This window comes from Candidatus Villigracilis proximus (assembly GCF_016717045.1).
GTDB classification, from domain to species: Bacteria; Chloroflexota; Anaerolineae; order Anaerolineales; family Villigracilaceae; genus Villigracilis; species Villigracilis proximus.
Map to the genome: position 1 here is coordinate 71,589 of NZ_JADJUO010000017.1, position 18,373 is coordinate 89,961.

Below are 18,373 nucleotides of genomic sequence, written 5' to 3' on the forward strand. Positions count from 1 at the left end.
GAAATTTAGTTCAAATTGTACTCCTGTTGTGATGTGTTTTCTTTCGTGTTTATTACTTATTAAATAAAAATATCATTAAATTAGCCAACCCAGAGGAATCATCCCTTTCGGCGGTTGGGTTGCATTTGCAAGATCTTCAAAATTGACCTGCTCCAGTTCATTCATCATTGTTTTTTGCAGATGTTTCCACTGAAGGCAGATCGGGCAGTCCATATTGAAGGGACAGCTTTTTCCCAAATGTTCGCAGTTTGAGTCAAAAAGCACGCCTTCAAAATGCTCCACAAGTTGCCGTAAATTGATCTCATGCGCCGGACGGGCGAGCGTGACCCCTCCGTCGCGGCCGGGAAATGTTTGGATGAAGGCGCCCCGTGCCAGGTCCGCAACGATGCGCTGGGCAAAAGAGTGCGGAATCGACATCTCCTTCTGTATTTCTGAGGTGGATGTGCGTGTTCCTACCTCCCGTTTTGCAAGGGATAGGATCATACGAATAGCGTAGTCGGTTTGGCGGTTGGCTCGGAACATGAATGTTGTAATTTGTTATATTTCACACTAATTAACAAATTATAACATCCTGTTTTTTTGGGGGTCAATAGAGAAATGTCATGGATTTAGTGGACGAATGCGATATTATTTCTAAAAAAACAAAACCTGGAAATTTCCAGATCTTGTTTTGAAATATTTTTATTTGCGCTTGCTGTGACCTACGGCGATCAATATTTTGATGTTCAAAATAATAAAGCGCCATAATTGATACAGCTTGAAGTTCATCCAAAATTTTTCTGCGGGTGAGAATTCCATCATAAGCTCCTTTTTTACTCGGGGATGATCGTCCAACCGGGAAGTGCTTTAAATTTCCAAATGAACGTATAGTGAAGCATGAACTTCATCCACGCGCCGCTGACGCCCATTTCTAAATGTGAGGTGAACAGGTCACGGCCAAATTCATTTGTAAATGCCTTTTTATCCGGCACAACGGGATTCATCACGATCACCACGGCGTTCCCATCCCATAATGAATCTCCCATTGAAGCGATACAAGCCGCCACCATTTCGGTCATGCGGCCGGTGTGGGTGGTCTTGCCCTTGTTGATCAGGTCAATGATATTGAGCGCAATACTGCGCCCGATCACACCGCTGACCATGCCGGTGCGTGGGGGAGCGGCTGCAATCGCGAGTCCATTTTTATTGGTGTGCGGCTGAGAGATCGGTCCGGGAGGCGCGAAGGCAATTCCGCCGGCGAAGATGTTGGAATATGTTGGGTTCTGGTATGTGGAAGGCCATGCTTCGGGTGTTTCTGAAAGTTCCGGGTACGCCATCCCATATTTCCCGTCCACCAGTAAAAAGCCTGCCGGATTGGTCACTTTGGATGTGATGTCTTCACCAGCCTTGTTGATGTATTGAATCGGAATTCCCTTAAATTGCGGAATGAGCATTGAGAAATCAAATGCTGTTGTGCCCTGTTCGCCTTCGTAATTTTCCCAGTGGATTAATCCATCTTCCACTTTTGTTACGCCGCTTTGAATTTGCCACTTAATATCATGATCTCTAAACACGGCTTGAACGAATTCATCGCTTTTGAGCACATGTCCGTTACGTTTAATCTGCACGCCCTTCACGCCAAAGTCACCGAGCGCGCGCTCATTTGAAAGCCACAGCAATTCAGCATTGTCACGCACGCCCAGTTTCACCAGGTCTTTGTGTACATTGACAATATACTCAAATGCCGCACCCTGACAGGTTGCGCCCGGGTGGCCTGTGCCGATCACGAATTTTACTTTTTCACCTTTCTTAAGACGTTCGATCGCGGCGAGATAATGATCACGTGTTTTGACTGCATGGGGCAGCGAACAAATGGAATCGGTAAACCCGCCTCCATCTGGACCGAGGCCTGGAGTGCCTTCGAAATTCAGTTTCGGCCCTGTGGCAATTACCAGATAATCATAGTCCAGCCGCACCTGTTCTCCTGAACCGATGCGTTCACCGATCACATACTGATCGCCTGCATCCGGGTGGACTTCCTTTACAGCCGCATGAACAAACTTAACATTCTTGCGGTCATAAACTGGCTTGAGCTTGAAGATGGTTTTCTCAGGCTTCATATGCCCCACGCCGACCCATACCCACGAAGGCAAATAGCTGAATACGTCACGGTTGCTTAAGACGGTAATTTCATGCTTCCTGCCGATCTTGTCACCCAGATACAATGCGGCGGTGTGCCCTGCAAACCCTGCTCCGATGATTACTACTTTAGCCATAATTCTCTTACTCCTTTGGGTTAAAAATATAAAGACAGATGGCGCGATGTGTTACCGTCTGTCTTTATGGTTGAATATGGAAGTATTGATGTGCGCGAAAACATTTCCCTTCAAGGAAGGGACTGGATTGATGTGCGTGCTGCATTTGCCAGAAAATCATAGTGAATACATTCATCCATGTATTGGTGTGTATTTCACGACAGTCCATCGTTTAATAAAGTGATGATCTGTCTCTTCTTATTCGGCTAATTGCGTGAGTATATTAAAGTTGTTTGTAAAGATGGGCGGGCGGAAAAAAAATAACCTAAGGAAATTGCTTTGAATAAGAATACTAAAAAATAAATGTAAGGCATTGTAATATACATGTAATTTTTTAGGAATGATTCGGAACGTCAAATTTATAGTTGAGATGGATCAGGATGCAGCTGGAGAATAGATATCCTGATCCATCAATTAGGGACTATGCTGCTATTTGGGATTTGGATAAGCAGTTTCCTGCCCGGGAGTTTCCACGCCATCAATCGTACGAGTGCCGTGCAACTCTCCGTTGACGGTCACAGTATACACACCTGTGCCAGAGACAACCTGATCGGTTCCGGCAAGGCTGTTCCAGGTGAAGGTTAATTGATTACCTTCAAGCGTGCCTGTCCCTTCCTGAATGCCGCCGGAAATCAACCATTGAAACTTATAGTCATTGAGCTGGTCACCGTTGGTAATGGTCAATGTACCGCCATATTGTTCGCCGGTTGGATCCAGAGCGTTGAGCGCATAAGAACCGACGATGTTTGGCACATTGTCAGCAGGTGCGTCTGCGCCAAGAATTCCGGGTTTGTTTCTTCCGCAAGCCGAAAGAGCAATCGCTGCTATTAAAATTAAGATATGAATTCGTTTCATGTTTCCTCTTTTTGAGACAGTAGATGGTCTATTCTTCCTGCATCGTCATCAAGAAGGCGATCAGGTCGTTGATCTGTTCTTCGGTAAGAATCTGCCCGAAGTTTTGGATCATTTGTCCGCTGGGATAACCGGGGACGATGAAGGCGTTTGGTTCCACGATGGACTGCTGCAGATATTCTTCTGCGGTCAGGCCGGGACGCGGTTTGCGGCACGGTCTGCGATGCCGTAAAAAGACGGCCCGATGATGGTCTCATTTTTTTCAAGCGAGTGACAAATGCGGCAGCCCGCGTTAACTCCGGCGGCTGTTTCATAGTAAATGCTTTCGCCTGCTTTGGGGTCGCTCAAGTGCATGTCTCTAAAATTAATGGTCAGAGATTGGCGCGCGGTGAGTGGAATGGTTTTATCGAGCAAAACCTGCTCAATGCTTGCATCAGGTCTGTCGTACATTTTTATTGTGATGTGGTGTTTTCCAACCGGAAGTTGGATTTGTTCAAAAATGCGTACGCCTTGATTGATGTTGTTATTTGTGGCGGTATAGGTTTCGTCGAAGACAAGTTCGCCATCCACTTCCAGCGTGAGACGTGTCGGATGGTTAAGATCAGGTTCGAGCGCGGCTTGATCCGCAACATCATGAATGGCGTATCCGCTGTGGTGAGTCATCTGAATCGCGAGTGTTGCTGAATCCGCACTAAAGAATTGAGTCGGCATATCGCTAAGCCAGATTTGAAATGCAGTGACGACTGCCATCACGCCAAGCAGGGCAAGAATAAATCGGATATGAGTCTGATTGGGCGCGAATGTGTATGTGTTCGGTTCGGACTTAATCTGTGATTTGATCGCGTTACCAAAATCAGTGGGCGCCACCCAGGCAGTATGCACAAGCGGAATGAAGTTGGGTTTTAACTTGGGCAGCCGCTCGCCAGAGACACGCTCATTGAGCCAGAGATTGCCTTCACGGTTGGCGCAGTCTTCAGGCGGGCAGCCGATGAATTGCACATCGCTTGCGCCTGCTTCAAGTGCCTGCGCAGCCAGGTTGGGATTGGGCATGGCGATACAAGTCAGCGGGACGATATAAATATTTGGGTCGTTGAAGTGTTTGCTTGCGCCATGCATCGCGTGACGTTCACAGGTAAAAACAACTTTTACGTTTTTATTTTCTGCAACTTCGTTAAGAGTTGTTTTCCACAGCGGGTTGAGTGGAATATCTCCGAAGGTTAGGGCGTTATCAGGACAACTTCCGATACATACGCCGCAAGAGACGCAGAGCTTGGGGTCGATATCTGCCTGAAATTTGGGGCGCGCGCCATCGGTGCGCGGGATCATTTTGATGGCGAGGTAGGGGCAGTCGCGTTCGCAAAGGGTGCAGCCGTCACAGTTGGCTAAATCCACTTTGATGGGTTCAAGTTTTTTGGCGCGGGGCATGATCCACGGCAGGGCGGTGACTATGCCTACAATGAGCAGTAGAATGCTCCAGAAGAGCGCCTGCGGTCCGCGCAGGAAGGTGGGTAGATAGAATAAAAAGAATAAGTCAATGGGTGCTTGCGCGGGAAGTTGCGTGGCGCTGAGCGGCGGTAACATGCCAAGCGGGAAGAGCACGGCGGAAAACAGAAGCACGACAGTGGAGATGATCATCCAGTATTGAGGCGGCAGCCATTTTGCGCGGCTCATGCGTTTGAGATGCATCCATAGGAATCCGGCGGTGAGTGCGGAGAGACCAAGGTGCAAAATGATGACGATCATCATGAAGACCCAGCCTGTGCCTGCTGCATCACCGACGAGGTAGTCTACGATAAAGGCCTGGCCGCCTTTGAAGTTGCCGAGGATATTAAAGAGGCTTTGGTTTAGAATTTGTGCGCGATTATCCCAGATCAACCAATAGCCTGTGATGCCAATGATCCAGACTACAAATGCCATGCCAACACCAGTAACCCAGGCCAGCCAGCGTGGTCCGCGGAAGCGATCTTGAAAGAAGGTGCGCCAACCATGCAGGAGCGCAAAGATGACTGCGGCATCAGAGGCATAGCGATGCATGGCGCGGATGATGCGCCCTGTGAAATTGGCTTCGATCTCAGATACTGCGTGGTAGGAGGCTGTGAATCCGAACGGGTAGAACATGGTCAGGTAGACACCTGTCAACAAGATGACTACCAGTAGAAAGATGGTGATCGTGCCTGTGTGATAGAGTGGATTAAAACGCGGGTCGTGGATAAGCCAGTTGACGGGCGCTTCAAAACGGAGGGAAATGCTCTCGAAGAAATTAAGCAGGCGTCGGCTTGGGGAATTGAGGCGTGTTTTCCAGTCTACGCTGGGGTTGCGTTCAGAGAGGGAGTCTATCAGTTGTTTTTTTTCAGGGGATGATGTCATGTGATTCGGGTGGAGACGGGTAATTTCGCGTGAAAGGTAATAAATAAAAATAAGGGCAATTAATAAAGGCTGCGAAATAGTTCTCCCCGCAATGTACTTGCGGGGAGAACGTTGAGTTGAATTCGATTACCAGACTCGGAAGCCTGGGGAGGTGAGGGCGATGTTTTTAATCATATCGAAGAGCTGTGGTCCATACACAATAACAATCAATGCGAGTGTGCCATAAACCCATGGAGCCCAGCGGTCAAGCCATTCGGGGGTGTGGGAGAGGTCTTGCATGGATTCGGCAATGGGTACCGTTACTTCTTCTGCAACTTTTTCCTTATTCAGGGCGGTCATAAGCATGACGGTGAGATAGAGAGCGCCACTGATGAAGAGGATGGCACCACCTACGCCAACCTGGAAGAGGCGGCTGTTCCATTCAGCGGGAACATAGGGAGCCAAACCCAAGGGTACGCGGCGTGGGGCGCCGAGCAGACCCAAAACGTGCATGGAATTGGAGAAGATGATCATACCCACGAACCATGTCCAGGCTTGAGCAACAGCAACCTTGGGGTTCCAAAGTTTCTTGCCGGTAAGATATGGCAGGAGCCAGTAGGAAATACCCATGAAGCTTAATGTCACGCCGGTAGCCACAGTGAGGTGGAAGTGACCGGGAATGAAGGCAGTATTATGCAAAACGAGGTTGACATTGTAGGAAGCATTTGCCAAACCACCGATACCGCCGAAGAAGAAGAGGATGCCGGCGAGAAGCTGGGCAGCCACGGAGGGATCGCTCCAGTTCAACTTGCCGATCCAGGCGAGTGCGCCCTTGCCGCCGTTTTTACGTCCCGCATGTTCGAGGGATGCAACGACAGTGAAGGCGGTCATCATGGATGGGAAGAATACACCAAAGGTGAGCATCGAGTGCAGGAACTTCCAGGCTGGGGGAATACCGGGATCCACATACTGGTGATGGAAACCAAGCGGTGTGGAGAGAACGAGGAATATCCAGAAGGAAAGGCGCGCGAGTGAATCACTGAACATCTTGCCTTTGCCAGCCTGCTCGGGAAGCATGGCATACCATGAAATGTATGCGGGCAGAAGCCAGAAATACACAAGGGGATGACCGGTGAACCAGAAATAGGTACGAGCTAATTGCGGGTCAACATTTTCGATCAAGCCCAATGACCACGGCAAAAGCATCGTAAGGATTTCAGTGGCAATACCGAGAGTACAAATTTGCCAAAGCAAAGCAGTGATGATGCTGGCAAACGCAATGAACGGAGTACGTTCGTTGGGATTCTCTTTGCGCCATGCAATATAGGTCATGAACAGACCCCAGCCTTCCACCCAACTGCCAACAACCACGAGGGTCAGACCGAGATAGAAAGCCCAGTTCGCCTTGAGTGGAGGATAGAAAGTGAAGAGCACAGTGGCCTGGTTGGCAAGGATCGGAATTGCGGCAGCGACTACACCGACAACCATCAGCCAAAAGCCAACCTTGTTCAAGGTCATATTTTTTAGCGGGCGCTTTAAACCGAACATCACGTTGAAGGTTAGGAAACCCATGATGAAGAAGGTTGTCCAAACCAGGGCATTCAAAACGCCGTGAACGGTGAGGCCTTGATAATAGGATTTAATCAAGGGCTTGAGGTAGGGGTAAAAATCCCAGCCCGCGTGTTCAAAAGCTTGCAAAGGGCCAAACAAACTGCCGACGGCAAGCGCAAGGATAGCCACCAAAAGGTGCCAGCTAATGAATTTCTTTTCGCCAGTGGATAATTGATATTGTTTCATGATGTCTCTCTTTGCAGCCTAAGGCGTAACGATGACCGCGCCGTACATGATGGCGTGTCCGCTGCCGCAATATTCAGTACAAATGAAGTTGTACGTGCCGGGCTCGTCAAACTTGACGGTCAACTTGGAGACTTGACCAGGGATCACCATGAAGTTCGCATTTGTATCCTGAATCTTGAAGCCATGCTGTACATCAGATGAAGTCACATAGAAGGATACGCTGGAACCCGCAGGGACTGTGATTTCCTTGGGCAGGTATTCCCAGTTTGGAATCGCATGAGCCAAGATATAGGCATCGTACTTGCCGGGTTCGATCTCGCGCAAACCGGGGTTTGACCATGGGCTATTGGGGTCAACCGCCACAGTGCGGGGATCTACGCGTGTTTCAGGCGCGGGGACTTGAATTCCCATACCAAATGCAGCCACGCTGACGGCAGTTGCAAATAATACAAGCAGGATGGCGCTGAAGATCATCCAGTTGCGCTCGTAAGGGTCAATATGCATTTGTTTGGTGCTCATAGTGTGCCTCCCCGGCCGACAAGGATCATGTAGATCGTTGTCCAGATTGCGATGAGTGTAATGACAAAGATCGCTAATATCGCGATTGTGCCAGTTGGGCGAAACTCATCATCTTCTTTATCTTTTTTCGCCATGTTTCATTCTCCTAATAAAATTGATGGATGTAGGACTTGCCGCTTCATACGGCGCCGCAAATTGCGGAGGGGGAAATGTGCATTTTTTACGCTGTTACAGTTCCACCTCCTTATTGCCTTAACATGTACTTCAGATCATCGGCGATCTCTTCAACGGTCACGCCAAATGGAAATACCAACTTAAGATACCCTTCACGATCAATTACCAATAATGTAGCCGTATGGTCAATCAGATAATTTGTGGCATCTGAACCATCGCGCTTTTCATAAAAAATTCCGTAAAGTGATGCCACTTGCTCGATCGTCTCCTGTGAACCGGTAATACCAACAAAGGAGGGATAAAAGTGACCGACATATTCAGCTAGTTTCTCGGGGGTATCCCGCCCGGGATCAAGCGAGACCATAATGAGTTGTACATCATCCGCCTGACTTTCGCTCATGCTGCGCAATGCCTGACCAACATTTGCCAGCGTGGCGGGGCAAACATCAGGGCAAAAGGTATATCCAAAATAAACGAGGACAAGTTTCCCGCGATAATCACTAAGTGACACGTCACCATTGGCGCTGGAGAGTGTGAAGTCATACGATGTTTCAGGAGATTGGATGACTGTTCCATGGAAGGTGTGCGGACGAAAAAAATAAAGTCCTGCGGCGAGACCCGCAAAAATAACACCAATGGCAAGCGCAATTTTTAATTTCATCGATGATAGAGTTCCTTGAGTTTATGGCGCATAGCACAAAAATAAATGTGCTGCTTCGTATGCCAGTTTTGTAGAGCCTACACTGTTACGCACTTCTTCTGCCAGCACGCCAAGGTGACGGAGAATACGGTCGGCGTTGGAGACTTCGGTTTGATAACGATATTCAGCGCGGACGATACCCCAACCATCTACAAGGACAAAGGCGGGGTCAAATGCAAAGTTGCCTTCACCTTTATCTTCATAATAAGTTTCAAAGCCCGAGCCGATGATTGTTTTTAGCAGGGCTTTGTTTGTGGTGGTGCCAAATTGCCATTGGGTTAGATCTGCATTAATGGATTGAGCGTATGCGTTCATCACTTCCGGGGTGTCACGTTCCGGGTCAATGGAGATGGTGACAAAGCGTACTTCAATCCCATCAAGTTGCACTTCATTTAAACGGGATTGTATATCCTGCATGGTTTCGTTGATGTTGTAGCAGGGGGCAGGACAGTTGGTGTATGTAAAGGTGTAAAGCACAAACTCTCCGCGCAGGTCTTCGCTGGTGAGGCGTTCGTTGCTTTGGTCGGTGAGGCTAAAGGCCGGAGAGAGCTGCATACGTGGTAAAACCTGGATCGGCTGAAATATCTTGAAGGCGAAGGCAGATACCACGATAAATGCCAGCACTCCGTACATGCCATTGAGCAGATATTTATTCATGCGAGTATGTCAACGGGAAGCAGGATGCCATTCGTAACAGAAACAGGAGACAGGGCGTTTGATGCGTTTCCCGTCAGGTTGGATTCTATCAAGCTGCCTTCTTCCACAAGTTGTTGAAATGTGATGGCTGCCATTTCATTGCGCAGCAAGTTTTTAAGCCGCACCCATTGACAATGAACCGGGCATTTTCTTTCAAAGGGACATTCGCCGGGTTTGAGGATGCAATCGGAAAGGTAAATTTCTCCCTCAAAAAATTCCACAACTTCAAGCAGGTTGATGTCTTTCGGGTCATGCGCGAGGGAAATGCCCCCATCGCGCCCGGCTTGCGTGTGAATGAAACCGCCGTTTGCCAGATCAGCGACAATACGCTGGAGCAGTGAAGGGGGGATGAGCATTTCGTGGCCGACCTCAGATGTGGGGACGCGTTTATTTTTTGCCTTTTTTGAGAGGGCAAGGATGACTCGAACGGCGTAGTCAGTTTGTCGGTTTATGCGAAGCATGATTTTATCCCGTCAATGTTGAGTAAAACTGTCAATGTTTACTGCTATTGTATGGATTTCAAGATTTTTTTGATGTGGCATTTATCACTTCGCAATATGACAAATGTCTTTTCTTTTGCGGAGTCGTGCAATATTTATTACACAAGTTGTCTTATTTATTCGGCGTTTTATATCACATTTTTTGAGATGTAGGGGTTTTTTAGGCATTTTTTTTGCTATTTTTGGATGATATAATCCACAAAACTTAAACTCAGAGGTAATACATGATTGATCCCATAATTTTTCAATTTAAACTATTTGGTGTTGATATTATTTTACGCTGGTATGGCGTATTGGTGATGCTTGGCGCGGTGGCAGGTGCATGGCTGGCAGAGCGGGAGATTCGCAGGCGCGGCGAGAATGGTGAAGCGATCTGGGATGCAATGGTATGGGTCTTGCCCGCTGGTATTCTGGGCGCGCGTTTGTGGTATGTGATGAATAATATCCTCGGCGGCAGTACGTATTATACGGACACTCCTTCCAGAATTTTTAATATCCCGGAAGGCGGTTTGCATTTCTTTGGCGGTTTGCTTTTTGGCGCGGCGGCTTTATATTTTTTCCTGAAAAATAATAAGATGGATTTCTGGCTTTTTCTTGATTCTATTGCTCCCGCCGTGTTTATTGGACAGGCTTTGGCCCGCCCCGCGAACTATATTAATCAGGAACTGTATGGTCAGCCAACGAATTTGCCGTGGGGAATCCCAATTGACGCAGGACATCGCCTTGCGCAATATGCAAATTTGAGTTTGTTTCCGGTTGAGACAACCCGCTTCCACCCGACATTTGCCTATGAGATGATCTTGAATATTCTTCTGGCGTTATTGCTGCTTTGGCTTTCCCGTCAATATGTGGAACGGATGAAGCCGGGTGCGATCTTTTCGATTTGGTTGATCTTTGCAGGTTTGGCGCGCGCGTTTATCGAATTCTTCCGTCCTGATCAGCCATTGATCGGGGATACGTTTGTTACTTATTCGATGTTTGTTTCACTTTTAATGGCAGTTGCTGGCGTGGTGATGCTGCTGGTGCGTTTTGGAAAATTGCAGCTTGCATTTGCGCAAAATTGGGAAGAGGATTATCAGATCAAACCTGTTGAGAAGAAGGTACGCAGTAGTACGCGTGTGAAGTCAGCGATGGCTGAAGATGTGTCTACCTATGATGATGAAGAAGAGGATGAAGAAGAAATTCCGGTGCCAGTAAAGAAGAAAACTCCTGTAAAGAAGAAGACTGCGGCAAAGAAACCTACAGTAAAACGTAAGAGTAGCGAATAGTGCAGTGAAATTAAAAAGAGCGCCGTGCGGCGCTCTTTTTTGATGCTAAGTTTACGAAGAAACACGATTTCCAATACTATCTATTATTTGTATTCGACTTGCACTCTTTGATTTACTTCATCTTCGCGGGTTTCAAAATTGAAACGTTTGAAAACGTCAGGGTACATTTCCACGATCTGCTGACGGGTAAATCCCATTTCTTCGTAGGAGTAGGTATGGTCACTGTTGAAGGTGAGGGTTTCCTTTACAGCCTGGTCAATGATGATGGGCAGGCCGGGTTTGTCGGGATATCCAAACTGCTCATAGAATCCGCGGATGACGTGCTCCGGGCGCTGAATCAGGTCGTCGTATTTCAGGATCAGGTGTCGGGGCGAAGGATGCGCGTCCAGATAATTAAGCGGGTGACTGTACCAGTGTTTGGTCATGTCTACGATCTCGTCTGTGTAATGATATCCATCCACGGGATCGGTGAAAACGCGGCGCGCATAATTGATCCATGAAACGGTGGAGGGAAGCATATCAAGCGGATTGCGGGCGAGGTAGATGATGCGCGCATCGGGGAAGAATTCAGCGAGCGTTTCGATCTTCGCGCTGAAAGCTGGATTCTTCGCCACGAAATATTTCTTCCCTGTGGCATACATGTGACGTTGCAGCATGGACTTGTAAAATGTCATGATGCGGCGTTTGTGTTCGGGACTGAGCGCCTCGTCGAAATGCTGGTAATTGGGCATTTCATCCATGAAGGGGAAAAGGAAGGTGACGAAGTAGCCATCCCAGATCAGCAGGTGGATGTTCTCATCCTCTTCGGGTTGGAAGAAGGAGATCGGATGTATCTTTAATTTGCCAAGTGTTGCGTCGTCAAATTTGTGCAGCAGGCGATGAAATGTATTGTTGAAATATTTTGTGTCCAGCCGCGCAAAGAATTGCGTGATCTTCTTTTGTGTGACCGAGGGAGTCAGATAAATATCCCATGTGGTCAGGCTGGTGAAGGTCTGCGAATCGCGCGAAAGCAAACGGTGCAGAAAGGTTGATCCGCTGCGCAAATTGCCGAGGATGAACAACGGCTTTTCGATGGGATAACTTTTGTAGGCAGGGAAGAGAATGTCATCCAACCAGAAGAAGAACCAGTGGACGAGCATGCCGAAAGGCCAGACGATACAGAAGAGCGCAAGGAAGATAAAGCGTTTTCGTGTGAGGCGGGCGGTGGTGTTTTTTGAGTCGAAGAAGGAACGATAGAGGGTGCGCCAGAAGAGGCTAAAGTTATATTTCATGTACGAGTCTGTATCCTTGCGTTGTAAACTTGCAGTGAAAAAGCCCGTTTGGGCTTTCTCGATTATTCTAACAGTAAAAAAGGTTTTTGGAACGGGGGAGTTAGACAGTGTTCATGGCTATTGCAAGGCCGAAAAAATCTTAACGCGAATTTCTCGAATGAACGAATTACGCGAATAAAACCATAAAATTCTCCTCATTCCTTACCAATCTCTATTCTGATAATCATCCCAATCACAATCGCCGTCATCATCAACATCGCAATGCGTCCCATCCAGCGTGGATAGATAATCTATTTCGCTTTGCGGCGCGCCGATGCGTTTGGCCACTTCCACTTGGTAGCCGATGCAAAAACGTTCGATCTCCACGCCGCCGTAGGCATCCTCTGGGACAGGCTCGCCCGGATGCGCCAGTTGATATTGAGCATACAACTCTGAATGTGTGGCGTCGTGTGCGATGGTCGATGCGTACCAGGTGACACTGTAAAACGCGGTTACATTGCCCACTTCATAACGCGGCGGAATCTCCCAGGCCCACATTCCGCTGTGTTCGCCCTGTTCGATAATGCCCACATAAGTTTGAATTTTCTTTAAATGCATCCGGGTCTTTTTGTTCGAGCAGGGTTAAGGCCGCGCGGGTTTGTGTAATGAATTCCGAATTCCCCTTTATTTTGATGCCGCCATATAACGATGGGTCGCTAATTGTTGTGGGTGTTGAAATCGGCGTATCAGTGAAAATAGGCTGCGTGATTTGTGGCGCAGTAATCCCAATACATGCAGTGCCAACGATAAAGATGATCAAAAAATAAAATGCAGAATATTTTTTCATTTGACTGTTCTTGATGAAATCACGTGATCCTTTCAAGAACGATTATCGCCCCATCTATTCCACTCTGTCATAACAAATTGATGTCAGCTTTTGAAGCTCACGCTTCTATAAAGTGCTTGATTCTTTTTAGCATTTCCTCGTGCGCGGTTTGTGCCTGTTGAAATGCATAACCGAATAAAAGATCGGGCGTTTTGAGCGTGATGGTTTCGTGTAAAGTCACACCGCTTTGAGCAGGCGTGACTTTGGTGATATTCGTAACGTAGGTGCCGGGAGATTGAAACGCTTCCGTGTGAACAGTATCCTGCGTCACAGAAATAATATCCGCGCGGTATTTGATCTTAAATTTAAATGGTCCCCATTGCAATTGGTCGGTGATGAAGAAACGCTGCACACCTGCCGGCGCATCCTGTGCCTGCTCCACTTTCACGATCAACGGGTGAATCTTATGGTGCTGGTTGTAATTCGCCACAACCCCGACCACAGTCTTAACATCTGACTGGATAAATATCTGCCTTTCGAAAGTTCCCTGTTTCATAAGATGATTATACCTTCTGCATTTACGGATTAAGAACACGCATCGTCCGCCCTGACAATTGACCGAGCGTCCTATTCACCACTCAGCGCGGACGGTTTCTCCACAAATTCCTTGAAGCGTTCCATTTCCTTTTCACTGCGTTTGACAAAATTCTTTTTAACGAATGGCCCGATGAGTTTCATCAGCAGAGTCTTGAATTTGAAGTTCACTTCTATTTTCCACAGGGTTTCGTTTTCACTGATTGCGATGAAGGTATTCTTCACGCTGTTATCGGCGAAATCGTTTTCGATCATCACGTCAAAACGCTCAGGTTCGGCGCGAAGGGTGACCTTTTCTGTTAAGACAAATTCGCGTTTGCCCTCTCCATAAGTCAGGTTGGATACCGCTCCCGGCTGACCTTGTATCCCGCTGACGGTTTCAAACTTGACCAGAGTCGTTTGCCAATGTTTTATATTCTCGGGGTTATCGAATGTGCGCCAGACTTCAGCGCGCGATTTGTGAATGAGAAGTTCAAGAGTGTATTTCATTTTTTGTCCTGTTTAATGTTTTGGTGTTTCATAGTTTAACAGATAAAATCACTGCCATGCGTTTTATCCGTTTACATTTTGGAGGCAACAATGAGTGAATTGACCTATCAGGCCACACAGGATTATCTGGCATCTTTAGTCCCGCCGCGGGAACCGGAAATTGTAGAAATGGAATCCTATGCCGCGAAGCATGACTTTCCGATTATTGGTCCCGCCTGCGGCTATTATTGTTATCAACTGGCACGCATGATCGGCGCAAAATCTGTCTTTGAGTTAGGATCAGGCTACGGGTATTCCACGGCCTGGTTTGCGAAGGCGGTGCGGGAAAATGGGGGAGGTGTGGTGCATCACACTGTTTGGGATGAGGAACTGTCAAAGAGCGCAACCAGTTCCCTGTTAAAGCTGGGATTCGCTGACCTTGTCCAGTATCATGTGGCAGAGGCGGTGGAAACTCTGCGCGGGCAATCAGGTCCGTTCGATGTAATTTTCAATGATATTGATAAGCAGGCCTATCCCGCGTCTTTGCCGGTCATCAAGGAGAAATTGCGCAGCGGCGGATTGTTGATTATTGATAATATGCTCTGGAGCGGACGAGTTTTTGATAACAAGGATATTTCTTCGGCAACGGAAGGTGTGCGTGAGTTTACGCGCCAGATCACCACGGATAAAGATTGGATCGTTTCGCTCGCACCGATGCGCGACGGAATGATCATAGCTTATAAAAAATAGAGGACTTCATGACAAATTTCAATATTGTTCCAGATCGTCGTAATGCCAGCAATTCGATTAAGTGGGCGTGGTATCCGAAAGATGTATTGCCGATGTGGGTGGCCGATATGGATTTCCTGACACCCAAACCGATTCTGAGCGCGCTGCATAAAGCTGTGGATCATGGTGTGTTGGGCTATGAAATGCCAATGCTGCCGTTGAAAGAAACGGTTGCCGAACGTATGAATAATTTATACAGTTGGAAGGTGAAGCCGGAAATGGTGATTGCTGTGACGGGTATTGTCAGCGGGTTGAGTGTTGCGGCGCGTATGGCCTGCACGCCCAAACGCGGCGTGCTTGTGCAAACGCCGGTTTATAATGAGTTTCATGAAGTGAAAAATAATATCGGCATTCCGCAGTTAAGCGCGCCTTTTATCAAACATGTAAATGGAAATATCATCAGCTATGAAATTGACTGGGATATTTTTGAGAAGCAGATTAAGAAAGCAGGCATGTTCCTGTTGTGCAATCCGCATAATCCGCTGGGAATTATTTTCTCGCGCAAAGAACTATTGAAGATGGCGGAATTGTGTATTAAGAATAATGTATTGATCGTTTCAGATGAAATTCACTCCGAGCTGCTTTTGGATAATAATAAATTTACGCCAATGGCGAAATTATCGGCTGAGATCGCGAAGCATACGATTACATTAGTTTCTCCGTCCAAGACATTTAATATTGCAGGACTATTTTGTGGATTTGCGATCATCACTGATAAAGATCTGCGCGAACGCTATGAAAAGGAACTCAATCATTTGCGATTGCATGTTGGCAGTCTGGGATTGATCGCTGCGCAGACGGCGTTCTCAGGCAAGTGTGACGGCTGGCTCAAAGAAATGAATCGCTATCTAACCGGCAACCGCGATTTCATCGTGGACTATGTCACCGAGTATATGCCGGATGTCCGCTTGACCGTGCCCGATGCGACCTATCTCGGCTGGCTCGATTTTACACAAACAGGCATCGATGGCTCTCCATTTGAATTTTTCCTGAAGAATGCCAAAGTGGCTGCGAGCGAAGGCAAAATATTTGGCAAAGAAGGCGAGGGGCATATCCGCTTGAATTTTGGTACTTCGAGAAAACTGCTCGAACAGGGACTTGAGCAAATGCGTAAGGCGCTAAAGTCAATCTAATAATAAGTCCCTAAAATTTTTTGAGCGCGCTTACGTCACAAGTCTCACACTTGCACCGCTTGGGTGGGCGTGAGGCGCTAAGCAGCTTTTTCGGGGGTCTTTGGCGTGGTGGCTTGTGGTCAAAGACAGACTTATCAAACAGTCCCTAAAGGTTTTCAAAACCTTTAGGGACTGTTTAAAAAGACGGACGGGAGTTTACCCGTCCGTCGGACTATCATTATGTTAGGAAAGGAACGATTTAGCGACCTTCATTTCGTTTGGGGAACGTCTGGTTCTACAATAAACTTACTCGACCAGGTCAGTGCGTTTTCGACCTTTCCATTTTTATACTGTTCAGGTGGTGTATCGATCGCAACCTCCTTTTCGTATATCTGAATAACGTCTTTGGGAAACATCTGATTATTACAAGCAATTTCAAATCAGATCGGGGACTACGTTCTTCCCTTGTGCCGACTGAGGTGGCCTGTGTAGAACGACCTCCTTTTTGTTTCTTGCTTTCAGCATACATCAAAAAAAGTCCGTTACATTAAAATCAGCTATTAGTTTTGAAAGTAGTCGTGTAGATTAATAACTCGTTTTTTACGGCGAAACATCAGTTTTTTCTATCTTAAATTTATATCGATCAACCCACGCAAATGATCAACCAATAGCGCAAGCCCGGAGTCGTGCAGGTTGAGGTCATTGAGTTGCGCTGAAAAACTATCACCATTTCTGTGTACTTCCAGATCATAGACAAAACAATCGGCACATCCCATTCCATCCGGTTTACTGATCGCGATAAATTCTGCTGTTGAAACAAGCTCATTTATTTTTGATAATTCATCTGAGGAAAGTTCGCCGGTGATCGTTGTGCTCAAACGTTCATCTGTAATTGTAAATTTTCCATCTGATGAAATTTCAATGGAACGCGCCAATCCCATAATGCCGCCCGAGTGCATCATGCGGATCGTCCACGGAGCTGCGGAAGTTGGTGCATCAGGTTTTTCTGGTGCGGGGGAGGCGGCTGGCTGCGCCGTGGCAGACTGTCCGCAGGCTGTGAGAAGTAATGAGATGATAAGTGTGAATAACAAAAAGATTCGCGACATGGTGTTCTCCTTTGATCTAGAATAACAAGAAATGGATGCAAGGGCAATGCACTTTGTTCCTGTTGGAGTAAAATCTAACAATGCCGATACGCCCATTTATACTCCCCAAAGATCTTGATCTTATGAACTCGCTGGTCATGGAAGGATTTCAATATCCTGAAAACCCGGCCTGGAGCGTGCAGGAAGACGAAAAAGAGGGAATGATCGACCGTCTTAACGGTATAAAACGCATGTGGCCTCTGATGCGCTTCATGCAGATTTTTGCCCCTTCCCTGCGAAACCTGATGCACGGATTTATTTACGAAGAAGATAACAAGCCAGTCGGACTGGTCAATTATATGAGTCCGCCTGGCAGGCCTGCCGAATGGATGATCGCAAATGTCACCGTGCTGCCTGCCTATCGCCGTCATGGAATTGCGCGCAAACTCGTCAACGCCACCATGTCCACTTTGGGCGAACGCAAAGCAAAATTTATTCTCCTGGAAGTGATCGAAGAAAATCTGCCCGGCGTTCAATCTTTACAAGGAACTTGGATTTTCCCCTTACGCCAGCGAATCTCAATACGATGCACCGGAGATGAAGACCGCGCATCTTTCCCTACCTGATGGCTGGTCGTTGACCCCGTTACAGGACTCCAACTGGCGCATTCGCTACGAACTGGCGCTCCGCACTATCCCTGAAAAAGTAAAACAATTCGAGCCGCTGTCAGAGAAAAAATTTCAAATGCCTTTCCTGTTGCGAGTATTTGGAAAACTCTTTGAAGCTATGGGCGGCGCAAAAAATACACGCTTCGTATTGCGCGCGCCCGATGGAAAAACAGCCGGCACCGCCTTTCGCACAGTCCGCACACGGCCGGGCGGCGTAAATTATGCCGGCTTTATTTTAGACCCCGAATATTCCGAGATCGCATCACCCTTTATTCAACACGTCTTCGCCGAGATACAAAGGATCAGCCCGGCGCGCCGCATTGAGATCACCCTCAATGACTGGCAGATTCCCCTTATCAAAGCAGTTGAAGAACTGGGTTGTACAAAACGAGTCAGCGCGTATCGCATGGGTTTGTTGCTGTCAGAAAATTGATA

Annotated in this window: 21 protein-coding genes; 5 read left to right on the plus strand and 16 right to left on the minus strand. The window is 47.4% G+C overall.

Annotated elements, in window-relative coordinates; genetic code table 11:
- Positions 1 to 75: 75 nt before the first annotated feature.
- From IPL71_RS17335 to IPL71_RS17385, 11 genes are all read right to left on the minus strand, one after another.
- Entirely contained in the window at positions 76 to 522 is a 447-nt protein-coding gene (locus IPL71_RS17335; RefSeq protein WP_345323768.1) for an RrF2 family transcriptional regulator, read from the minus strand.
- A 290-nt stretch (positions 523 to 812) separates the two neighbouring features.
- Positions 813 to 2,255, minus strand: a complete 1,443-nt coding sequence (locus IPL71_RS17340; protein ID WP_345323770.1) for an NAD(P)/FAD-dependent oxidoreductase — start codon at positions 2,253 to 2,255, stop codon at positions 813 to 815.
- Between the two features lie 468 nt (positions 2,256 to 2,723).
- Positions 2,724 to 3,149 carry a hypothetical protein gene (locus tag IPL71_RS17345; RefSeq protein WP_345323772.1) on the minus strand — a complete coding sequence of 142 codons (426 nt, stop codon included), beginning with the start codon at positions 3,147 to 3,149 and terminating at the stop codon, positions 2,724 to 2,726.
- 28 nt (positions 3,150 to 3,177) lie between these two features.
- On the minus strand, positions 3,178 to 3,306 hold the full coding sequence (locus tag IPL71_RS17350) for a hypothetical protein (protein ID WP_345323774.1): 129 nt from the start codon (positions 3,304 to 3,306) through the stop codon (positions 3,178 to 3,180).
- 29 nt (positions 3,307 to 3,335) lie between these two features.
- The gene (locus IPL71_RS17355) at positions 3,336 to 5,513 is read right to left on the minus strand and encodes a hydrogenase iron-sulfur subunit (protein ID WP_345323776.1); all 2,178 of its coding nucleotides are present in this window, start codon (positions 5,511 to 5,513) and stop codon (positions 3,336 to 3,338) included.
- 126 nt (positions 5,514 to 5,639) lie between these two features.
- Positions 5,640 to 7,289, minus strand: coding sequence for a b(o/a)3-type cytochrome-c oxidase subunit 1 (locus IPL71_RS17360; protein ID WP_345323778.1), 1,650 nt, complete (start codon positions 7,287 to 7,289; stop codon positions 5,640 to 5,642).
- Positions 7,290 to 7,307: 18 nt separating this feature from the next.
- The gene (locus IPL71_RS17365; RefSeq protein ID WP_345323780.1) at positions 7,308 to 7,808 is read right to left on the minus strand and encodes a cytochrome c oxidase subunit II; all 501 of its coding nucleotides are present in this window, start codon (positions 7,806 to 7,808) and stop codon (positions 7,308 to 7,310) included.
- Positions 7,805 to 7,942, minus strand: coding sequence for a cytochrome c oxidase subunit 2A (locus IPL71_RS17370; protein ID WP_345323782.1), 138 nt, complete (start codon positions 7,940 to 7,942; stop codon positions 7,805 to 7,807). The genes IPL71_RS17365 and IPL71_RS17370 overlap by 4 nt, the downstream gene beginning before the upstream one ends.
- A 110-nt stretch (positions 7,943 to 8,052) precedes the next feature.
- Positions 8,053 to 8,643 carry an SCO family protein gene (locus IPL71_RS17375; protein ID WP_345323784.1) on the minus strand — a complete coding sequence of 197 codons (591 nt, stop codon included), beginning with the start codon at positions 8,641 to 8,643 and terminating at the stop codon, positions 8,053 to 8,055.
- A 21-nt stretch (positions 8,644 to 8,664) separates the two neighbouring features.
- The gene (locus IPL71_RS17380) at positions 8,665 to 9,339 is read right to left on the minus strand and encodes an SCO family protein (RefSeq protein ID WP_345323786.1); all 675 of its coding nucleotides are present in this window, start codon (positions 9,337 to 9,339) and stop codon (positions 8,665 to 8,667) included.
- Positions 9,336 to 9,839: an RrF2 family transcriptional regulator gene (locus IPL71_RS17385; protein ID WP_345323788.1), complete on the minus strand. Its 504-nt coding sequence runs from the start codon at positions 9,837 to 9,839 to the stop codon at positions 9,336 to 9,338. Before IPL71_RS17385 ends, IPL71_RS17380 begins: the two co-directional genes overlap by 4 nt.
- A gap of 263 nt (positions 9,840 to 10,102) precedes the next feature.
- On the opposite strand from IPL71_RS17385, the gene lgt reads away from it, so the two are divergent.
- Positions 10,103 to 11,146, plus strand: coding sequence for a prolipoprotein diacylglyceryl transferase (lgt, locus tag IPL71_RS17390; protein WP_345323790.1), 1,044 nt, complete (start codon positions 10,103 to 10,105; stop codon positions 11,144 to 11,146).
- Between the two features lie 83 nt (positions 11,147 to 11,229).
- Here lgt and IPL71_RS17395 read toward each other — a convergent pair whose 3' ends face one another.
- The 4 genes from IPL71_RS17395 to IPL71_RS17410 all read right to left on the minus strand — a co-directional run bounded on the left by IPL71_RS17395 (position 11,230) and on the right by IPL71_RS17410 (position 14,305).
- Positions 11,230 to 12,417, minus strand: coding sequence for a sulfotransferase family protein (locus IPL71_RS17395; RefSeq protein WP_345323791.1), 1,188 nt, complete (start codon positions 12,415 to 12,417; stop codon positions 11,230 to 11,232).
- Between the two features lie 201 nt (positions 12,418 to 12,618).
- Positions 12,619 to 13,014, minus strand: coding sequence for a hypothetical protein (locus tag IPL71_RS17400; RefSeq protein ID WP_345323793.1), 396 nt, complete (start codon positions 13,012 to 13,014; stop codon positions 12,619 to 12,621).
- Between the two features lie 326 nt (positions 13,015 to 13,340).
- On the minus strand, positions 13,341 to 13,778 hold the full coding sequence (locus IPL71_RS17405) for a hypothetical protein (RefSeq protein WP_345323795.1): 438 nt from the start codon (positions 13,776 to 13,778) through the stop codon (positions 13,341 to 13,343).
- Between the two features lie 71 nt (positions 13,779 to 13,849).
- Complete coding sequence (locus tag IPL71_RS17410) at positions 13,850 to 14,305, minus strand: SRPBCC family protein (RefSeq protein WP_345323797.1); 456 nt, start codon at positions 14,303 to 14,305, stop codon at positions 13,850 to 13,852.
- 90 nt (positions 14,306 to 14,395) lie between these two features.
- Here IPL71_RS17410 and IPL71_RS17415 point away from each other — a divergent pair, with 90 nt between their 5' ends.
- Together IPL71_RS17415 and IPL71_RS17420 are read left to right on the plus strand one after the other, a co-directional pair.
- Entirely contained in the window at positions 14,396 to 15,034 is a 639-nt protein-coding gene (locus IPL71_RS17415; protein ID WP_345323799.1) for an O-methyltransferase, read from the plus strand.
- A gap of 8 nt (positions 15,035 to 15,042) precedes the next feature.
- The gene (locus tag IPL71_RS17420; protein WP_345323801.1) at positions 15,043 to 16,206 is read left to right on the plus strand and encodes a MalY/PatB family protein; all 1,164 of its coding nucleotides are present in this window, start codon (positions 15,043 to 15,045) and stop codon (positions 16,204 to 16,206) included.
- A gap of 602 nt (positions 16,207 to 16,808) precedes the next feature.
- On the opposite strand, the gene IPL71_RS17425 is transcribed toward IPL71_RS17420, so the two are convergent.
- Positions 16,809 to 17,291 (minus strand): hypothetical protein, encoded by a 483-nt coding sequence (locus IPL71_RS17425; RefSeq protein ID WP_345323803.1) that lies wholly within the window; start codon positions 17,289 to 17,291, stop codon positions 16,809 to 16,811.
- 80 nt (positions 17,292 to 17,371) lie between these two features.
- Between IPL71_RS17425 and IPL71_RS17430 the strand changes: the two genes are divergently transcribed.
- Both IPL71_RS17430 and IPL71_RS17435 read left to right on the plus strand, forming a co-directional pair.
- Entirely contained in the window at positions 17,372 to 17,896 is a 525-nt protein-coding gene (locus tag IPL71_RS17430) for a GNAT family N-acetyltransferase (protein ID WP_345323805.1), read from the plus strand.
- Positions 17,868 to 18,371, plus strand: coding sequence for a hypothetical protein (locus tag IPL71_RS17435; RefSeq protein ID WP_345323807.1), 504 nt, complete (start codon positions 17,868 to 17,870; stop codon positions 18,369 to 18,371). The genes IPL71_RS17430 and IPL71_RS17435 overlap by 29 nt, the downstream gene beginning before the upstream one ends.
- Positions 18,372 to 18,373 lie beyond the last annotated feature (2 nt).